We start from the raw sequence: 18,948 nt of genomic DNA, 5'->3' as shown, positions 1-18,948 counted from the left end.
TCAGTCGTCCGTGTCGGGCGCATCGGTCAGGGGGCGTGCGAAGGCGGCGAGTTCGCGCAGGGTCGGGTGGTCGAAGACGTCCTGGACGGTCACCGGCCGCCCGGCCGGCACGGTGAGCCGGGCGGCCAGCTGCATCGCCGCCAGCGAATGGCCGCCGAGCTCGAAGAAGTCGTCCTCCGCGGAGAGCAGGTCGAAGAAGTCGTCCTCGGCGCTCACCTCGGCGCGGCCCAGGACCTCCCGCCAGATCTCGGCGACCTCCGCCTCGAACGCCTCGGTGAGCGGCGCGGATCCCGTCCTCACCGGGCGCGGCTCGGGCAGCAGCGACCACTGCACCTTGCCGCGGGCGCTGCGCGGGATCGCCTCGACCAGCTCCACCACCGAGGGCACCGAGCCCCGGGGCAGCCGCGCGCGCAGGTGGTCGCGCAGCTCGGTACCGGTGGCGCCGGGTGCGACCGCGTACGCGACGAGCCTGGCCCGGGTGCCCTCGCCGTGCGGGGTGGCGACCGCGTCGAGCACGGCGGGGTGGCCGCTCAGCACCGTCTCGACCTCGACCAGGTCGATGCGCATGCCGCGGACCTTGGCCTGCCGGTCGGCGCGGGCCAGCCAGTGCAGCCGGCCGTCCGGCGCGTACCGGCCGAGGTCGCCGGTACGGTGCAGCCGCTCGCCGTCCGCGATGCCCGGGTGGTGCACGAACCGCTCGGCGGTGGCCTCGGGATCGCCGAGGTAACCCGCCGTCAGGTGCGGCCCCGACAGGTGGATCTCGCCGGTGAAGCACGGCGGCAGCAGCTGCCCCGCCGGTCCGAGCACCCAGGCGCCGACGCCCGGCAGCGGCCGGCCGATCGGCATCGTCGTGGTGCGTACCCGGTCCGGGTCGGTGTGACCGGAGACGCTCACCATGGTGGCCTCGCTGGGCCCGTAGTCGTTGTGCGGTACGCAGCCCAGGACGCGCACCACCAGCTCCGCGACCGAGCGGGGCAGCGCCTCGCCGCAGCAGCGGACGGTCCGCAGCGCCGGCCGGACGCCCTGCCGCTCCAGCTGCAGCGCGACGGCCTCCAGGACGCCGGGCACCGCCGCGAGCAAGGTGTCGGCGCGGCCTTCGGCCAGGACCGACGCCACCGCGTCCACGGGGTTGTCCTCCACGCCGTCGGGGATCACCAGCTCGGCGCCGGCCGCGAGCGTGGTGAAGACGTCCCGCATGCCCGGGTCGAAGCTCGGCGGCGGCACCTGCACCACCACCCGGTCGCGGTCCAGCCCGGCCGCGCCGCGCAGCACATGGCCGGCGAACGCGCCCATCGACGCGGCGACGGTACGGGGCCGGCCAGTGGAACCGGAGGTGCTCACGACGTAGGCCGTGGCGTCCGGGCCGGCCGCCCACCGCGGCGGCACCTCGGCGGCACCGCCGGTCGCGACCCAGCGCAACCCGGGGACGCGCGGCGGCTCGCCGGGGCCGAGCACACCGGTGGTCACCTTCAGCTCGTCGAGCAGGCCCTCGGCGCGCGGCGACAGCGGTCCCGGCTCCAGGACGAGGACGCCGGCCCCCGCCCGCCACGCGCCGACCACGGCGAGCACCGTGTCGGCCCGCGCCGCGCAGGCCACCGCCACCACCTCGCCGGGCTCCGCGCCCGCCTCGCGCAGCGCCGCCGCGACCGCCCCCGAGCCGGACCACAGCTCGGCGTAGCCGATCCGGCGCCCGGCCGCGGTGACGGCGGTCCGCCCGCCGTCCTGCCGAGACCAGCGCTCCAGCGCCGCCAGCAGGTCGGGTGCGCCGTCGGCCGGCAGGGCCGGGCCCACCGACCGGGCCGCGACCTCGGCCTGCCGTGCGCCGTCCAGCAGCGGCAGCTGCCACAGCCGGGCCTGCGGGTCGCGGACCAGCAGCCCCAGCACGTGCAGGTACGTCCGCCAGATCTCCCGGACGGTCTCCTCCTCGAACAGGTCCACCGCGTAGGTGACCAGTCCGAGCAGGCCCTCGCCGTCGGGCACCAGCATCACGTTGAGGTCGAACTTCGCCGCCGAGGTGGTGTCCCACCGGCGCCGCACCGCCAGGTCGCCGAAGACCACCGGCGGGATCGGCACGTTCATCAGCTGGAAGGCGACCTGCGCCAGCGGGTTCCTGGAGCGGTCGCCCGACGGGCTCAGCTCCTGCGCCAGCCGGTCGTAGGTGACGTACTCGGCCGCGTACGCCGCGAGCGTCCCCTCCTTGGCCTGCTCGACCACCTGGGCGAGCGTCGGATCGCCCTCCAGCTCGAAGCGCAGCGGCAGGGTGTCGACGAAGAAGCCGACCGTGCGCGCCACGCGCGGGTCCGCCCGGCCGGAGGACTGCGTGGCGACGACCACCTCCGTCCGCCGGTCGTAGTGCGCGAGGTCCGCCGCGAATCCGGCCGCCAGCAGCATGAACAGGCTGTTGCCCGTGCTCCTCGCGGCCTCCCGCAGGGCACCGGCCAGCTCGGCCGGGAGCTCCAGCTCCAGCGTCCGCCCCCGGAAGGAGGGAACCGGCGGACGGGCGAGGTCGGCCCGCAGCGAGTTGTCCGGCTCGACCCCGCGCAGCCGCTCCAGCCACCGATCCAGCTCGGCGCGCGCCTCGGGGGTGCGCTGCCGCGCGGTCTGGAGCGCGGCGTGCTCGCGGTAGGGCAGCCCGGCCGGCTCCGGCGCCGGCCCCGGGCCCAGCCGCCGGCTGTAGAGCCGTCCGAGGTCCTCCCACAGGACGCCCAGCGACCAGCCGTCCGCCAGGATGTGGTGGATGAACAGGGTCAGCGTGTGCTCGGCGGGCCCGGTACGACACAGCAGGACCCGGAAGAGCGGCCCCGCCGTCAGGTCCATCGGCTCCCGCCGTACCGCGGCGGACCGCTCCAGGGCGGCCCGCCGGGGGTCCGGCTCGCCGCTCAGGTCGGCCTGCTCGAAGCGGGGGACGACCCGGTCGGCGACCCGCAGCACCAGCTCGCCCCCCTCCTCGGCGAAGGTGGTCCGCAGCGCCTCGTGCCGGGCGGCCAGGTCGCCGACCGCCCGCCGCAGGACCGGCACCTCCAGGGTGCCGGTCAGGTCCAGCGAACTCTCGATGTGGTACGACCAGTTGTCCGGGTAGAGCTGGTCCAGCAGCCACAGCCGCTGCTGCGCCGGGGCGGCGGGACCGGTGATCACGGTCATGCGCCCGCCTCGGTGGCGGCCGTCAGCCTGCGGTCGATCAGCTCGGCCAGCTCGCGCACGCTCAGCCCGCCGAGGATGTCGGCCGGGGCGACCCGGACGCCGAAGGCGTTCCTGATCCGGGCCACCAGCTGCGTGGCGTAGAGCGAATCGCCGCCCAGGTCGAGGAAGCGGTCGTCGCGCCCGATCTGCTCGATGCTCAGCAGACCGCCCCACAGTGCGCCCAGCCGCTCCTCGGTGTCGCCCTCCAGCGGCGTGAGCGGGTAGGGCAGTTCGGGCCGCGAGTGGACGGAGGAGCCGGTGCCGCCGCCTTGGAGGACGTGGCCGGCCACGACGAACTGGTCGCCGGTGGCGGCCGGCACCCGCCGGCTGACCAGGACGTGCGCGGGGCCGGCGCCCAGCGCGTCGCGGAACGCCAGGACGCCCCGCCGCGCGGTGATGCCCTCGGCCCCTGCCGCTTCGCCGGCGTCGGCGCCGTGACCGGTCACCGGCTCGTTGCCGCCCGTCCGGATCACGACGACCTTGCCGATGTGGTGGGCGCGGGACATGAACGAGAAGGCCTCGTCGGCCTCGTCCGCCCCGAAGGTCCGCACCGGCAGGGGGGTGATCACGCCCTGCTGGAGCAGTTCGACCACCGAGCGCCAGGCCCGCTCCCACGCGTCCCCGTCGATCTCCGGGTTGTACGCGCCGAAGGTGCGCCCCGAGGCGAACAGCCCGAGGTCCAGCGGGGTGTTGGCGAGGATGTCGCGGCGGCCGATCTCGACGAACCGGCCCCGGGGGCGCAGTGTGCGCATGCCCGCCGGGATGAACTCCCCGGCCAGCGAGTTGAGCACCACGTCGACGCCGCCCGCGGCCAGGGTCTCCGCCTCGAAGTCCAGCGAGCGGGAGTCCATCACCAGGGTGGCGCCCAGGCCCTCGACCACGTTCCGCTTGGTCTCGTTGCCGGCCGTGGCGAACACCTCGGCGCCGCGGTGGGCGGCGATCTGCAGGGCCGCCAGGCCCACCCCGCCGGCCGCCGCGTGCACGAGGACCCGCTCGCCGCGCGCCAGCGCGCCGACGTTGACCAGGCAGTCGTAGGCGGTGGTGAAGGCGACCGGGATGGAAGCCGCCTGGCTGAAGGTCATCCCGGCCGGGATGCGGCAGGCGAGCGCGTCGCGGACCACGACGTAGTCGGAGAAGCAGGACGCGCCGACCGCCATCACCGCGTCGCCGACCCGGAAGCGGCTCACGCCCTCGCCGACGGCGGTCACGACGCCGGCGCACTCCAGGCCGAAGCGGTGGTCCGGGCCGGGGGCGTCCAGAGCCCCCGCGGCGATCAGGACCTCCTTGAAGTTCAGGCCCGTAGCCCTGACCTCGACCTCGATCTCGCCGGCGGCGGGCTCGTGCCGCTCGGCGGGCACCATGCGCAGGGCGCTCAGGTCGCCCGCCTCGGTGGAGACCAGGCTGCGGTTGGCCGCCGCGGCGGGTACCGCGTCCGCGTCGGCGCCGAGGTCCGCCGCGACCCGGTCGGGGTCCACCTCGCGCAGCGAGTAGCCGAGGATGTCGAGGACCGGCTGCCCTGCCCCGTCCTGGACGCGTACGTCGAAGAGGAGCGAGCCGCTCTCGCCGGACTCCCGGTGGGTGATGCGGCTGACGATCCGGGCCGGCATCGGGGCGTGCACGGTGATCCGCTCGTAGGACATCGGCAGGTGCACGCGGTCGCTGACACCGGACACCAGCGCGCCGGCAGCCGTGTCCAGCAGGGCCGGGTGGATCCCGTAGCGGCCCAGGTCGTCGGTGAACCGCGACGGGAGCCGGCAGTCGAGCAGCAGCTCGTCCGCGCCGCTCCGCCAGATCCGCTCGATGTTGTCCCAGCGCGGGCCGAAGGTGATGAGGTCGGAGCCCGGCAGGCTGCCCGCCTCGCCGCTGCCCGCCGGGATCTCCAGCCGCTCCTGCGGCTCGGCGCCCGGCGCGCCGGGCTCGATCCGGCCGACGGCCTGGCGGTACCACTGCTGGTCGGGACCGAGGCCGAAGACGGTGACCGTCACCTCGTCGTCGTCGCCGGCGGACCCGTCCACGCGCACGGTGAAGGCGAGCGTGGCGCCGGGGGCACTGAGCGGACGCAGCAGGTCCAGCTCGGTGATGTCGAAGCCGGTGGTGCCCAGGTGCGCCTCGGCGGCGGCCCTGACGAACTCGACGACGGCGGTGCCGGGCACCAGGGACCGGCCGGCCACCCGGTGTTCGTCCAGGATCCAGTCGGCGCCCCGGCGCAGCTCGCCCCGGAAGACGCCGTAACCCGGCCCTCCGGCGCGCGCGGAGAACACCGGGTGTTCGAAGGGCCGCCAGTCCTCGCCGTCCTCTTCGGCGGCGGACGTGGTGCGCGAGCGCGTGGCCTCCTTGACCGCCATCCCGCCCTCGGTCCAGGCGTCGAAGCCCAGCGAGACGGTGCGGCGCCCGGCCGCGGTGCGCCACTGCGCGAAGGCGTCGAGGAAGGCGTTGGCGCTGCAGTAGTCGGTGTGGCCGAGGCCGCCGACCACCGCGGACATCGAGGAGCAGTAGGCCGTCCACTCGGTCGTGGCGTCGGAGACCACCTCGTCCAGCACCAGGGCGCCGTCCACCTTCGGCGACATCACCCGGCGGACGTGCTCGTCGTCCAGCACCGCCGCCAGCCGCCCGCTGGGCACACCGGCGGCGTGCACCACGCCGTGGAAGGGCCCGTAGCGCTCACGCACCTCGCGCATCGCCTCGCGGTCGGCGGCGTCGGCCCGCACGCAGTGCACCGCCGCGCCCGCGCGGCGCAGCCGGAGCAGCACCGCGACCCTCTCCCGCCACTCCGGCGAGGTGGCCGGGTCCTCGGCGACGCGCTCCCACTCGTCCTCGGCGGGCCACGCCGAACGGTGCGTCAGCACCAGGGTGACGCCGGCCGACTCCGCCGCGTCCTCGGCCAGGGCCAGGCCGATCGCGCCCAGGCCGCCGGTGATCAGGTAGCTGCAGCCGTCCCGCCACGGCCGCCCCGCGGTCAGCGCGGGCAGCGGCTCGTGGGCCAGCAGCCGGCGTATCCCGGCGCGGTGCGCGACGGTGCGGGCCGTCACGGGCCTGCCCAGCTCGGCCAGGACCAGCGCGGCAGCGGCCTTCGGCTCCAAGCCCGCCGACAGGTCCAGCTCGGCCAGGCGCACCGTCGGGTACTCCTGCGGCAGCACCCGGCAGGGGCCGGTCAGCAGGGACGCCACCGGGTCGATCGGGTCGTCCGCCGCCACCTGGTGGCGGTCGGCGGTCACGACCAGGACGTCCAGACCGCGCTCGCCGCGATCGGCGGCGACGCCGCGCACCGCCGTGACGAGCGGCCAGAACCCCTGCTCCAGCGCGTCGGTGACGCGCCCCGCGAGCGGGCCCTGACCCGCGCCCCGGTCGGGGAGCCCGGCGAAGAGCACCGTGTCGACGCCGGACCCACCCGCGGCGAGGAGCTCGTACAGCAGCCGCAGGTCGTCGTGGTCGCCCGGGCGGACGACGAGCCGGGAGCCGGCCGGGTCCAGTTCGGGACGGTCGCCGGGAAGCAGTGGTACGACGCTGTGCCCGGCCGCCTCCAGCGCCGACGCCAGCGCGTCGGCGGCGGCGGAGACCGCGGGCCGCGGCAGCAGCACGCGCCGGGGCCCGGCCGGCGCCGGAGCGGCCTCGGACGGCGGTGCGACCGTCCAGCGCGGCACCTGCAGCCAGCCCGTGATCCGGGACGAGCGCCGCAGGCCCGGCAGTTCGACGGGGGAGTGGTCCTGCGTGACGTCGATCCAGTGCTCGGAACGCTCGAACGGGTAGCCGGGCAGCGACACCCGGTGCGGCTCCAGACCGGCGAACTGCCGGTCCCAGTCGATCCGCCCACCCTGCACCCAGACGGCGCCGAGCAGCTCCGCCGTGCTCTTCGGCGACCACTCGTTCCGCATCCACGGAGTGACCGGGCGACTCTCCGCCGCGCCGCCGGAGTTCTCGAACATGCGGGTGAGCGCCCGGCCCGGTCCGGCCTCGACCACGGTGACGGGGCCGTCCTCCAGCACCGTGCGGGCCGCGTCGCGGAACCGCACCGGCTGGAGCATGTGGCGGATCCAGTACTCGGGGTCGGCCATCTCGTCCGGCCCGATCTCGCGGCCGGTGACGGTCGAGACGATCCGCATCGACGGCTTGCCGAACTCCACCCGCGCCAGCAGCGCCCGGTACTCCTCCACGATGCCCGCCATCAGCCGCGAGTGCGCGGCGTTGGAGGTACCGAGCCGGGTGTGCCGCAGGTCGGTCTCCTCCAGGTGCGCCTGGAACGCGTCGATCGCCCCCGTCGCCCCGGACACCACGCACTGCCCCACGGCGTTGACACCCGCGACGTCCAGGTCGGCGGGCAGGATCGCGCGCAGCTCGTCCTCGTCGAGTCCGACGGCCAGCATCGCGCCGTCCGGCGTCTCCTCCTGCATCAGCCGCCCGCGGGTGGACACCAGCCGCAGCGCGTCGGACGTGCTGAGCATCCCCGCCACGCAGGCGGCGGCGTACTCGCCGAGGCTGTGGCCGACCATGGTGTGCGGGACGACGCCCGCCGCGATCAGCGAGGTGGCGAGCGCGTACTGGGAGACGAACATCGCGGGCTGCGCCCACAGGGCGCGGCTCAGCCGGTCCGCGGCGACCTCCTCGTCGCCCGGCTCGGGGTAGAGCAGCGCGCGGACGTCGAAACCGGCGATGTCCAGGGCGAGTTCGGACAAGTCGTCGACGGTGCGCCGGTAGGCGGCGTCGCCCTCGTACAGCGCGCGGCCCAGGCCCGCGTACTGCCCGCCCTCGCCCGCGAAGGCGAACACCACCGGCAGTTCGGCCTCCGGAGCCACCCCGCTGATCGTCGTCGCGCCCGAGGTCAGCTGGGCCGCTGCCTCCTCGGCGGTGGCGGCGGTGACGAAGGTGCGGTGCCGGAAACGCTTGCGGCCCCGCGCCAGCACGTGGGCGGCGTCCGCCGCCCGCCCGGGGCGCGAGCGCAGCGCGAGGCCGTGGGCGGTGCGCAGCGCGGCCAGCGCGTCGGCCGAGCGGGCCGACAGCACGAACGGCAGGACCCGACCCTCCTGCCCGTCCCCGGAGTCCAGCGGTACGGGCGCGGCGGCCGGGGCCTGCTCCAGCACCGCGTGCGCGTTGGTGCCGCCGACGCCGAAGGCGCTCACGCCGGCCCGGCGCAGCCCCTCGAACGGCCGGGACTCGGTGGGGATGTAGAACGGCGAACCGGTCAGCTCGATGCCCGGGTTGAGACTGGTGAAGTTGACCATCGGCGGGATCTCCGCCCGCTCCAGCACCAGTGCCGCCTTGATGATCCCGGCGACGCCCGCCGAAGTGCCCAGATGGCCGATCTGCGCCTTGACCGCGCCCAGCGCGCAGCCCGCGGCGTCGTCGGCCGCCGGTCCGAACGCCGAGACCAGCGCGGCCACCTCGATCGGGTCGCCCAGCGCTGTCCCGGTGCCGTGGGTCTCCACGAATCCGACGGTCGCCGGGTCGACGTCGGCGACCCGCAGCGCCCGGCTGATCACCTCGGCCTGGCCGTCGACGCTCGGCCCGGTGAAGGTCATCTTCTCCGAGCCGTCGTTGTTGATCGCCGAGCCCTTGATGACCGCGATCACCCGGTCGCCCTCGGCCATCGCGTCCGACAGCCGCTTCAACACGACCAGGCCGCCGCCGTTGCCGAACACCGAGCCGTTGGCGTCCGCGTCGAACGGGCGAAGCCGCCCGTCCGGCGAGCAGATCGAACCCTCCTCGTAGAGGTAGCCGTTGACCTGCGGGGTGTGCAGGTTCACGCCGCCCGCGAGGGCGAGGTCCGACTCGCCGAGGAACAGGCTCTGGCAGGCCAGGTGGACGGCCACCAGCGCGGTGGAGCACGCCGTCTGCACGTTCAGGCTCGGCCCGGTCAGGCCCAGCCGGTACGAGATCCGGGTCGCCAGGAAGTCGCCGTAGTTGCCGATGTCCGCCTGCAGGCCGCGGATGGAACCGTCGAGGTGGTCCTCGGGGTCGAACTCCGGCTCGATGTAGCGCAGGTACGCGTGCCGGCCGCCGCCGACGAACACGCCGACGTCACCCGGATAGCGGGACGGGTCGTAGCCCGCGTCCTCCATCGCGTGCCAGCCGAGTTCGAGCATCAGCCGGTGCTGCGGGTCCATCAGCCGGGACTCGCTGGGGGTGATGCCGAAGAAGTCGGCGTCGAAGTCGCCTGCCCCGTCGACCAGGCTGCTCACCCGGATGTAGTCGGGGTTGGCCAGCAGCTGCTCGGGTATCCCGGCGGCCCGCAGATCGTCCTCGCTGAAGTGGGTCAGCAGCTCGCGGCCTTCGCAGATGCGCTCCCAGAATGCCTCGGGCCCGGGTGCGCCCGCGAAGTTGCAGGCGATCCCGATGATGGCGACATCTGTGGGCGAGACCTCCGTGTGGCGGTCAGTCATGGCTGTTGCTCTCCCGTCCCCGAGCCGATCGGCTGCGCCGCGCAGCGGCGAGAATCTGGTCCGGAGTGCGCTGGTTGAGCCTCCGGTGGTGGGTCGTGGTGCCTGGAGCGCCGGCGGGACCGGTGGGCTCGTTCTGCCCGGAAGCGTCGAGGAACTCGGCGAAGCGCCGGGCCGTCGGGAACCGGAACAGGTCGTGCAGGGCGAACTCGCGGTCGAGGACGCGCAGCAGCCGCAGGTAGAGGGGCAGGACCAGCAGGGACGTCCCGCCCGCGTCGAAGAACGACACGGTGGGGGAGGCGACCGGGCGGCCGAGCACCTCCGCCCAGGTGTCCAGCAGTTGCCGCTCGGCGGCGGTCGCGGACGCGGCCGCCTCACCGGCCGGTGAGGCGCTCGGAGCGGGCAGCGCCGACCGGTCCAGCTTGCCGCTGCGGGTGAGGGGCAGCCGGTCCAGGAACTCGACGTACGAGGGCACGGAGTAACCGGGCAGCTCCGCGCGGGCGTGCTCCAGCAGCGCTTCGACCGTGAGCGGCCCGCCGTCGGGCGCGTCGGCGGCCACCACGTACGCGGCCAGCGCCGACCCCCCTGCGGGCGCCGGTACCGCGGTGACCGCGCAGCCGGCGACCAGCGGGTGGCGCAGCAGCACCGAGGCGAGTTCCTCGGGCTCCACGCGGTGGCCGCGGATCTTCATCTGCCCGTCCGCGCGGCCCAGGAACTCCAGTTCGCCATCGGCCAGGCGGACCAGGTCGCCGGTGCGGTAGTGCCGCCCCAGCCCCTCGGCGGGCTCACCGAAGCGGCCCGCGGACGCCGGTTCCTGCCCGGCGGAGCCGAGGTAGCCGAGTGCGACGGCGGCACCGCCGATGTGCAGCTCACCGGGTGTGCCGTCCGGCACCGGCCGGCCCAGCGGGTCGAGCAGCAGCACCTCGGCCCCGCTGACCGGCCGCCCGATCGGCGGCCGCTCCGGCCAGTCCGACGGGTCGCCGGCCAGCCGGAAGGCGGTGACGACATGGGTCTCGGTGGGCCCGTACTGGTTCACCACGCCGACGCCCGCGGCCGCGCACAGCCGCCGTACCTCCCCGGTCACCACCAGCGCCTCGCCCGCGGTGATCACCGTCTCCAGCTGCTGCGGCGTGCCGCCGAGCGCCTCGTGGACGGTCGCCAGCTGGTGGAGCACGACAGGCGGGAGGAACGCGGTCTGGACGCCGGTGCGGTGGAAGGTGGCCAGCAGCTCCTGCGGGTCGCGCCGGGTCTCCTCCGGCACCACCACGAGCGTTCCGCCGCCCGCGGCCGCGGTCAGCATCTCCTGCACGGAGACGTCGAAGGAGAGCGCGGCGAACTGGCTGATCCGGCGCCGCCGCGCGAACTCCGGCTGGGCGATCTGCCAGCCGATCAGGTTGGCGACGGCCCGGTGCGGCATCGCGACGGCCTTCGGCTCGCCGGTCGAGCCGGAGGTGAACAGCACGTACGCCTCGTCCTCCGGCTCCGCGCCGTGCCACGAGGAGGGGTCCGCCGTCGCCCCGGGGCCGTCCGACAGCACCGCCGCGCCGCTGCGGAAGGTCGCCGCGGACGCGGGCCCGCCGGACAGCAGTACCTCGCCGCCCTGCCAGGCGGTGTCCGCCGCGGGAACGCCGGCCGAGCGGAGCGCGAAGCCGCAGCCGATGCCGCGCACCATCGCCTCCTGCCGCCGGCGCGGCAGCGTCGGGTCGACGGGGACGTACACGCAGCCCGCCGCCCACAGACCCAGCAGGGCGACCAGCGGGTCGTGGCCGCGCCGCAGGAAGCAGGCCACCCTGGTGCCGGGCCTGACCGCGTGCTCCACCAGCTGCTCGCGCAGCCGGGACACCCGGGCGGCCAGCCGCCCGTACGTCATGTCGGTGCCGTCGTGGCTCTGCACCACCTCCGACGGCGCCCGGCGGACCTGCTGGGCCACCAGCGACAGCAGCGGCCGGAACCGCGCCGCTCCGGCGGCCGGGGCGGCGTCCCGCCGCTGCCGGTCCAGCCGGCCGGCCAGGCCCCGCACGGCCGGTTCGTCCGGGTGCGCGCCGGCCGCGCGGACGAGCTCGGCGAACAGCTCGCCGTAGCGCCGCGCCTGCCCGGCGGAGAGCACCGACGTCCGGTAGCCGAGCGTGACGGCCGCGGCGTCGCCGAACGGGTCCTCGTTCACGGTGACCAGCAGCTCGAAGTCGGTCTCCTCGCGATAGCGGATGTCCCGCAGCCGGATGCCGAGTGCGGCCAGGTCGTCGTAGACGTGGAAGTCGGTGTAGTTGAAGGCGGTCGGGCACAGCCGCCCGAGGCCGGCCTCGGTCTGGATCCGCTCGAACGGGTAGCGGCGGTAGGGGTAGGTCCTGGACTCGTTGAGGAAGGACTCGGCGAGCAGCTCCCGCCACGTCTGGTCGCCGCCACGCGTGCGCAGCGGCAGCGTGTTGAGGAACAGCCCGAGGCCCCGGTCGCCGCCCTCGTCCTCGATCCGCCCGCTCGTGACGACACCGGTCACCACCTCGGGCCGGCCGGTGACCAGGGCCAGCAGCGCGGTGTGCGCGGCGAGGTAGGCGGTCTTGACCGGTACGCCCGACGAGCGGGCGAGCGCCCGTATCCGCTCGCCGTCCGCCGCGGGGATCGGCACGGTCACGGTGGCGACGGACGCCTCGGCGGCGCCGGTCGCACCGTGCCCGCCGGGGAGCCGGGAGGGCTCCGCGTCGCTCAGGTACCGCTGCCAGAAGTCGCGCTGCGCCGCGTCGTTCTCGGCGGCCCGCTCCAGCGCCAGGTAGCGGCCCATGAGCCCCTCGACGGCGCCCGCGGCCGTTCCGTCGGACAGCACCGCGGCGTGCGCGGTCAGCAGTTCCGTGATGAGGGAGGCGGCGCTCCAGCCGTCCAGGACGCAGTGGTGCACCGACAGCGAGAGCGTCCAGCGCCGCTCGCCGACCCGGTGGGCGAACAGCCGCAGCAGGCCGGGCTCCGTCCAGTCGAAGGGCCGCTCGCGCTCGGCGGCCGCCCAGTTCTCCAGCCACCGCTCGCGCTCCTCCTCAGGAACGCCGGTGAGGTCGTCGAGGACGAGGTCCGGCGCGGCGGACGGGTGGACGACCTGGAGCGGGGTGACCGGCCCGTCCGCCACGAACGCGGTGCGCAGCACCGGGTGGCGGCGCACCAGGGAGGCGAACGCCGCACGGAGCGCGGCCTCGTCGAGGGTGCCGTCCAGGGTGTAGCTGAGCACGTCGTGATAGACCCGCTCGCCGTCCAGGACGCTGTGCAGCAGCATGCCCTGCTGGAGTCTGGTCGCCGGGAAGGCGTCCTCGGCTCCGTCCGGCACCCAGCGCACGTCCTCCTCGGCGAGCAGCGCGAACGGCGCGGCGGCCGCCCGCGGCCCGGCGTCCAGATCGGTGAGCGCCTCGGCGATCCGGCGCGGTGAACGCAGCGCGTAGACGTGGGCCAGCTCCGCGCCCAGGCCCTCGCCGCGCAGCCCGGCCACCAGCCGCACCGCGGTGATGGAGTCGCCGCCGAGCTCGAAGAAACCGTCGTCCGGGCCGCAGGACGGCCGGCCGAGCACCGCGGCGACGGCCTCCCGCACCCGGGTGACGCGAGGGTCCTCCGCCTCGTCGGCGGCGCCGTCCGCCGCACCGCCGGACGGCTCGGCGAGAGGGTCGGGCAGCCGGGCGGTGTCCAGTTTGCCGTTGACGGTACGGGGCAGCTCGTCGAGCAGGACGACCCCCGCGGGCACCATGTAGCCGGGCAGCCGCCGGGCCGCCAGCGCCCGCAGCTCCTGCGGGTCGTACGGGCCGGGGCCGTCCATCACCAGTGCGGCGGCCAGCACCGGCGGGTGGCCGGGCCGCCGCACCACCCAGGCGCGGGCACTGCGGACCTGCGGCAGCGCCAGGAAGGCGGCGTCGACCTCGCCGAGCTCGATCCGGTGGCCCCTGATCTTGACCTGCTGGTCGAGACGGCCCAGGTACTCCAGCCGCCCGTCCGGCAGCAGCCGGCCCTTGTCGCCCGAGCGGTACATCCGCGCGCCGGGAACGCAGGAGAAGGGATCCGCGCCGAACGGGTCGCGGGCGCCCTCGGGCACCACGAGGTAGCCGGCCGAGACACCGGGCCCGCCGACGCAGATCTCGCCCGGCACGCCGAAGGGCGCCGACCGGTCCTGCTCGTCCAGGACGTACAGGGCGGTGTCCGGCAGCGGACGGCCGATCAGCCGCCGGGTGTCGGCGGCGTCCGCGGCGGTGAGCGGGTAGAACGAGCTGTGCACGGTGGTCTCGGTGATGCCGTACATGTTCGACAGCCGGGGCTGCTCGTCGCCGTACCGGTCGAACCAGCGGGAGAGCGACCCAAAGCTCAGCGCCTCCGCGCACAGCACCAGGTGCCGCAGGCTCGCGAACGCGTGCCCGGCCCGCAAGGACGCCTCACGGAAGCCCTCGAAGGCGGTGGGGGACAGGGCCAGCATCGTCGCCCGCTCGCCCTCGACCAGCGCGGCCAGCGCCTCCGGGTCGCGGGTGACGGCCGGTTCCGCGACCACCACCCGGCCGCCGTGCAGCAGGGCGCCGTACAGCTCCCAGACCGAGGCGTCGAAGGCGAAGCTGTGCGCGTTGACCCACACGTCGCGGTCGGTGAAGCCGAACAGCTCCCGGGTGGTGTCGAAGAGCCGCACCACGTTGGCGTGCCGGACCTCGACTCCCTTGGGCTGACCGGTGGAGCCCGAGGTGAACAGCACGTAGGCGGGGGCGTCGGGGTCGTCGGGCCCGGCGACGGCCGCCGCGGCTCCGGGCTCGGGGGCCTCCGCGTCCACCGGTTCGCACGCCACGCCGTCCAGCGGCGGCGTGGCGTCGCCCCGGCGGACCAGCAGGGCGGTCAGCCCGGCCAGGTCGGCGATGCGCTGCTGGCGACCGGCCGGCTGGCCGGGGTCGACCGGTACGTACGCGGCGCCGGTCTTGAGCACCGCGAGCATGGCGACCACCAGCTCCGCCGACCGGGGCAGCCGGATGCCGACCCGGGTGCCGGGTCCGGCGCCGAGCCGGACCAGCCGGGCCGCCAGCGCGTCGGCCGCGGAGTCGAGCACGCGGTAGGTCGTGTCGCGGCCGCCGGCGGTCACCGCGATGTGCTCGGGGTGGGCGGCGGCCCGGCGGGCGATCAGCCGGTGCAGCGCGGCGCGGCCGTCGGACGGCGCGGTGGCGGCCAGCGCGAGCAGCGCCTGCCGCTCCTCCGTGCCGGGCAGGTCCAGGTCGACGACGGGGCGGTCGGCCGCCGCGGCGCCCTGCTCGGCCACCCGCAGCACCTGCTCCGCCAGCCGGCGGACGGTCGCCTCGCCGAACAGGTCGGTGTCGTAGTCGCAGACCAGCGCCTTGCCCTCGCGGTCGGCGAGGAAGGCGATGTCGCAGCCGGACAGCCGGCGGCGCAGGGACCGGGGGCCCTGCGCGTCCACCGGGCCGACCAGCACCCGGGGCCCGTCGCAGGCGTCGTCCACCGTGTCGGCCGGAGCGCTCCCGACGGCGGCGCGGACGTCGCCGAATCCGGCGGACGGGTCCACGTCCACGCCGATGCGGTGCACCCGCGATGCGCCGCCGTCGGCCTCGATCCTGCCGAGGACCGCGCGCGGGGCCTCCTGGTGGCGGGTGAGCAGCACCGCGACGGCGGCGGCCAGGTCGGTGTCCGGGGGCACGCCGTCCACCCGGACCCGTGCCCTGCGGTACGCGGGCGCGAGCGCCCGTGGAGCGGCGAGCGGGAACGACGAAGCGCCGTCCCCGGGGGCTCCGTCTTCAGCGTGCTGCACGTGTCTCCTCGGCGTGCGCCGGGTCGGCGGCGCCGACCCGGCGGATGATCAGACGGTCCATCACCAGTGCGTCCAGGCCGGCGTCCAGGAAGGTGTCCACCGCTTCCCGGGGGGTGCGGACGATCGGTTGTCCCGCCACGTTGAACGAGGTGTTGAGCAGCACCGGCAGCCCGGTCCTGGCCTCGAAGGCGCGCAGTAGGTCCCAGAAGCGCGGGTTGTCGGCCCGGGAGACGGTCTGCACACGCGCCGAGCCGTCCACGTGGGTGGTGGCCGGCATCCGGAGGGCGTGCTCGTCGCGCACATGGGCGACGAACAGCATCGCGGCGAACATGTGCACGTCCTCGGGGTCCACCTCGAACAGCCCGGCAGCGGCCTCGGCGGTCACGGCGGGCGCGAACGGGCGGAACGACTCGCGCTTCTTGACCAGGGCGTTGATGCGGTCGCGCATGTCGGCCCGGCGCGGGTCGGCGAGGATGCTGCGGTTGCCCAGGGCGCGCGGCCCGAACTCCATCCGGCCCTGGAACCAGCCGACGACCAGCCCTTCGTCCAGCAGCCCGGCCACGGTCGAGGTCAGCTCGGCGTCGTCGGCCGCCTCGGTCACCCGGACCCCGGCCGCGGTGCGGGCGGCCCGCTCGCACTCCTCGGCGCCGTAGCGCGGGCCGAGCAGGGTGCCGTGCCCCGGTTCCGGGCGTTCGCCGGACCGCCAGGCCGCGTACAGCGCCGCGCCGAGCGCCGCCCCGTCGTCCCCGGCAGCGGGCTGGACGTGCACCTCGTCGAACAGGCCGCTGCGCAGGACCACTCCGTTGGCCACGCAGTTCAGGCCGACACCGCCGGAGACGCACAGCCGGTCGAGCCCGGTCTCGGCGCGGACCGCCCGCAGCAGGTGGAGCTGCGCGCGTTCCAGGACCGCCTGGAGGGCGGCGGCGATGTCCATGTGCCGCTGCTCCATCGGCGCTCCGGGGGACCTGCGCGGGCCGAGCAGCCGCTCCAGCTCGGCGAGCGCCGGCCGGTAGGTCTCCTTGTCGAGGGCGGTGACGTTCTCCAGCAGGACCGGGACGCGGTACGTCCCGTCCGCGGCGAGCTCCACCAGGCGTTCCAGGACGCGCCGGTACCGGCTCGCGTCGCCGTGCGGGGCGAGCCCCATCACCTTGTACTCGCCGTCGCCGAAGCGGAAGCCCAGGTAGAGCGTGAAGAGGCCGTAGAGCAGTCCGAGCGAGTCGTGCGCGGCGATCTCGCGTACGGTCTCGAAGCCGTCGGGGCCCGCGGCCAGCACGGTGGCCGAGTGGCGCTCGCCCAGCCCGTCGGAGACCAGCACCAGGGCGCGGTCGAATCCGCTGGGGAGGTACGCGCCGGCGGCGTGGGCCAGGTGGTGCGGCACCGGCAGGAAACGGCCGGCGAGGTCCGTGCCGAGCGCCTTCTCCGCGACGGCCCGGTTGGCCTCGGGGGCGAGCACCTCGCGGTAGAGGCCGTTGTAGTAGCCCTGTTGCCCGAGGTAGAAGTCGCGCTCGGGCTCGTAGGAGAAGCAGTGGGCGACCAGGTCGAGGTCGTCGGGCCCGATGCCGGCCTCCGACAGGCAGAAGTGCGCGGCTGCCGCGGGGAAGGCCTCGGAGTGCTTCAGCCCGTCGAACCGCTCTTCGGCGGCCGCCGCGGCCACGTGGCCGCCGACGACCAGGCCGGCCGCCGCGTCGGCCCCCTGGAAGATCGCGTACTCGCTCTCCGCGAGCCCGGGAAGCCGGTCGCGTTTGAACCTGCGGGCCCCGTCGAGTCCGCTGAAACCGAGAACACGCATCCGCAGCGGGATGTGCCCCGAGCTGCTCATCGCCCACCCCTCCCCAGGGTCCATGGCTTCAATCCAAACATTGGACACACAACCAATGGCCGTTGGTGCGAAGAAACTGCCCACACTGAATCTGAATCATCATTCGGTGGGAGGCGCGGCCAACTGTAGGTCGGCCCCCAGGAAACTGTCAACGATCACAGAATGCGAGCGCTAACGAATCCTGGGTGTCCGTTTTGGGTGCCTCCGATAAGGTTGAGGGAGAGGTAAAAATGCCGGCCCGAAGGTTTTGCCATTCCTTTGGAATTCGTGGCCAGGGCTGGCTCCGGCATCTTCCCGTGCAGGTCCAAGGGTCGGAACTGCCCTGTGCTGCGGGGATCTTGGCGGCACGTCACGTCTTGACAGTGCCGCGACGGCACCGTAAATCTACTGAAGTTCTGACACGGGTCCGGTGCCCTGGCGGCGCTGCTGCGGCACTGAAATACCCGGTATTGCGGAAGCTGTGGCACACGGAAGCCTCGGACACCGTGAGATTCCCGTCATCCTGTCACCGCAAGGCACGGCTTTTCCCTACCTTCCCGTCGCGTGCGTACGCGACCAGATCGACCGAGCGAGGGCCAGCTGCAATGAGCGATACCGAAATGTCGGCCGGTGAATTCGTCAAGGACGAGCGGTACGACAGGTTCCACAAGCGTGATGAACCCGTCACCTGGTGGGACTACCAGGGCGGTCGGTGGCTCGTGACCGGTTACGAGGCCGTCTGCGCGGCGGCCAAGGACCCCGAGACCTTCGCGTCACGCCACGAGATGCCCAACGGGGCGAGCCCGTACTCGGGCGTGATGGTGCCGCCCACCCCGGTGCGCGCGGTGCCGATCGAGATCGATCCCCCGCTCCACCAGGAGTACCGCAAGCTGCTCAACTCCCGTTTCTCGCCCACCGCCGTGCGCAAGATGGGGCCCCGCTTCCTGGAGTTCACCACCTGGTGCATCGACAGGTGGATCGAGACCGGCCACGCCGACCTCTTCCACGGCCTCGCCAAACTGGTCCCCGCGATGACCACCCTGGACCTGCTCGGCCTGCCCATCGAGGACGCCGAGATATTCGCCAACGCGGTGCACGTCCGCGGCGAGGACCGCTTCACCCTCAACGACGCCTGGTCGCGGCTGCTCAGCAGGACCACCGAGACCATCGTCGCGCGCCGCGCGGACCCCAAGGACGACCTGGTCTCGCACCTGCTCGCCGCCGAGGTCGCGGGCCGGAAGTTCACCGACATGGAACTGGTGGAGATCTGCTTCACCTTCGTCATCGGCGGCATGGCCACCACCGCCCGGCTCGCCCTGGGCGCCCTGTCCTACCTCGGCGCCCACCCCGACCGGCGCGCGGCCATCGTCGACGACCCCTCCCGGCTCCCCGCCGCGATGGAGGAGTTCCTGCGCTACTACAGCCCGGTGCCCTTCCTGTCCCGCACCGCGACCAAGGATGTCTGCTTCTACGGCAAGGACATCAAGGAGGGCGACCGCGTCGCCATCGGGTACGCCCCCGCCAACCGCGACCCCGAGGTCTTCGACGAGCCGGCGGAGATCGTGCTGGACCGCCTGCCGAACCGGCACGTCGCGCTGGGCCAGGGCATCCACTTCTGCATCGGCGGCGGCCTCGGCAAGGCGGAGGCGACCACCATGGTCGAGCAGGTGCTCAAGCGCCTCCCCGACTACCGCATCAGCTCCAAGAGCCTGTCGGTCGACGTCGACCAGCCGAACAACTGGGAGGCGCGGGTCTCCCGGGGCCTGCACATCGAGTTCACCCCGGGCGAGCGGATCGGTGGTACCCCGTCCTTCAACCTCGCGTCCCTCTCCTAGGCGCAG

At 74.5% G+C, this 18,948-nt stretch carries 5 protein-coding genes; 1 reads left to right on the top strand and 4 read right to left on the bottom strand.

What is annotated here, in order from left to right; genetic code table 11:
* Genes OG599_RS03015 through OG599_RS03000 form a run of 4 tightly spaced genes read right to left on the bottom strand, consistent with a single transcriptional unit; the run spans position 1 to position 17,128 of the window.
* Positions 1–3,141 carry a non-ribosomal peptide synthetase gene (locus OG599_RS03015; protein WP_327174359.1) on the bottom strand — a complete coding sequence of 1,047 codons (3,141 nt, stop codon included), beginning with the start codon at positions 3,139–3,141 and terminating at the stop codon, positions 1–3.
* Positions 3,138–9,554: a polyketide synthase gene (locus tag OG599_RS03010; RefSeq protein WP_327174358.1), complete on the bottom strand. Its 6,417-nt coding sequence runs from the start codon at positions 9,552–9,554 to the stop codon at positions 3,138–3,140. The genes OG599_RS03015 and OG599_RS03010 overlap by 4 nt, the downstream gene beginning before the upstream one ends.
* The gene (locus OG599_RS03005) at positions 9,547–15,309 is read right to left on the bottom strand and encodes a non-ribosomal peptide synthetase (RefSeq protein WP_327174357.1); all 5,763 of its coding nucleotides are present in this window, start codon (positions 15,307–15,309) and stop codon (positions 9,547–9,549) included. Before OG599_RS03005 ends, OG599_RS03010 begins: the two co-directional genes overlap by 8 nt.
* A complete protein-coding gene (locus tag OG599_RS03000; RefSeq protein ID WP_327174356.1) occupies positions 15,296–17,128 on the bottom strand; it encodes a carbamoyltransferase family protein in 1,833 nt (610 codons plus the stop codon). Before OG599_RS03000 ends, OG599_RS03005 begins: the two co-directional genes overlap by 14 nt.
* A gap of 584 nt (positions 17,129–17,712) precedes the next feature.
* Here OG599_RS03000 and OG599_RS02995 point away from each other — a divergent pair.
* Complete coding sequence (locus OG599_RS02995) at positions 17,713–18,942, top strand: cytochrome P450 (protein ID WP_327174355.1); 1,230 nt, start codon at positions 17,713–17,715, stop codon at positions 18,940–18,942.
* Positions 18,943–18,948: the final 6 nt, after the last annotated feature.

It is taken from the genome of Streptomyces sp. NBC_01335 (assembly GCF_035953295.1).
GTDB lineage: Bacteria > Actinomycetota > Actinomycetes > Streptomycetales > Streptomycetaceae > Streptomyces.
Note: the sequence above shows the minus strand (reverse complement) of the source record. Positions and strands in the feature narration are given on the sequence as shown.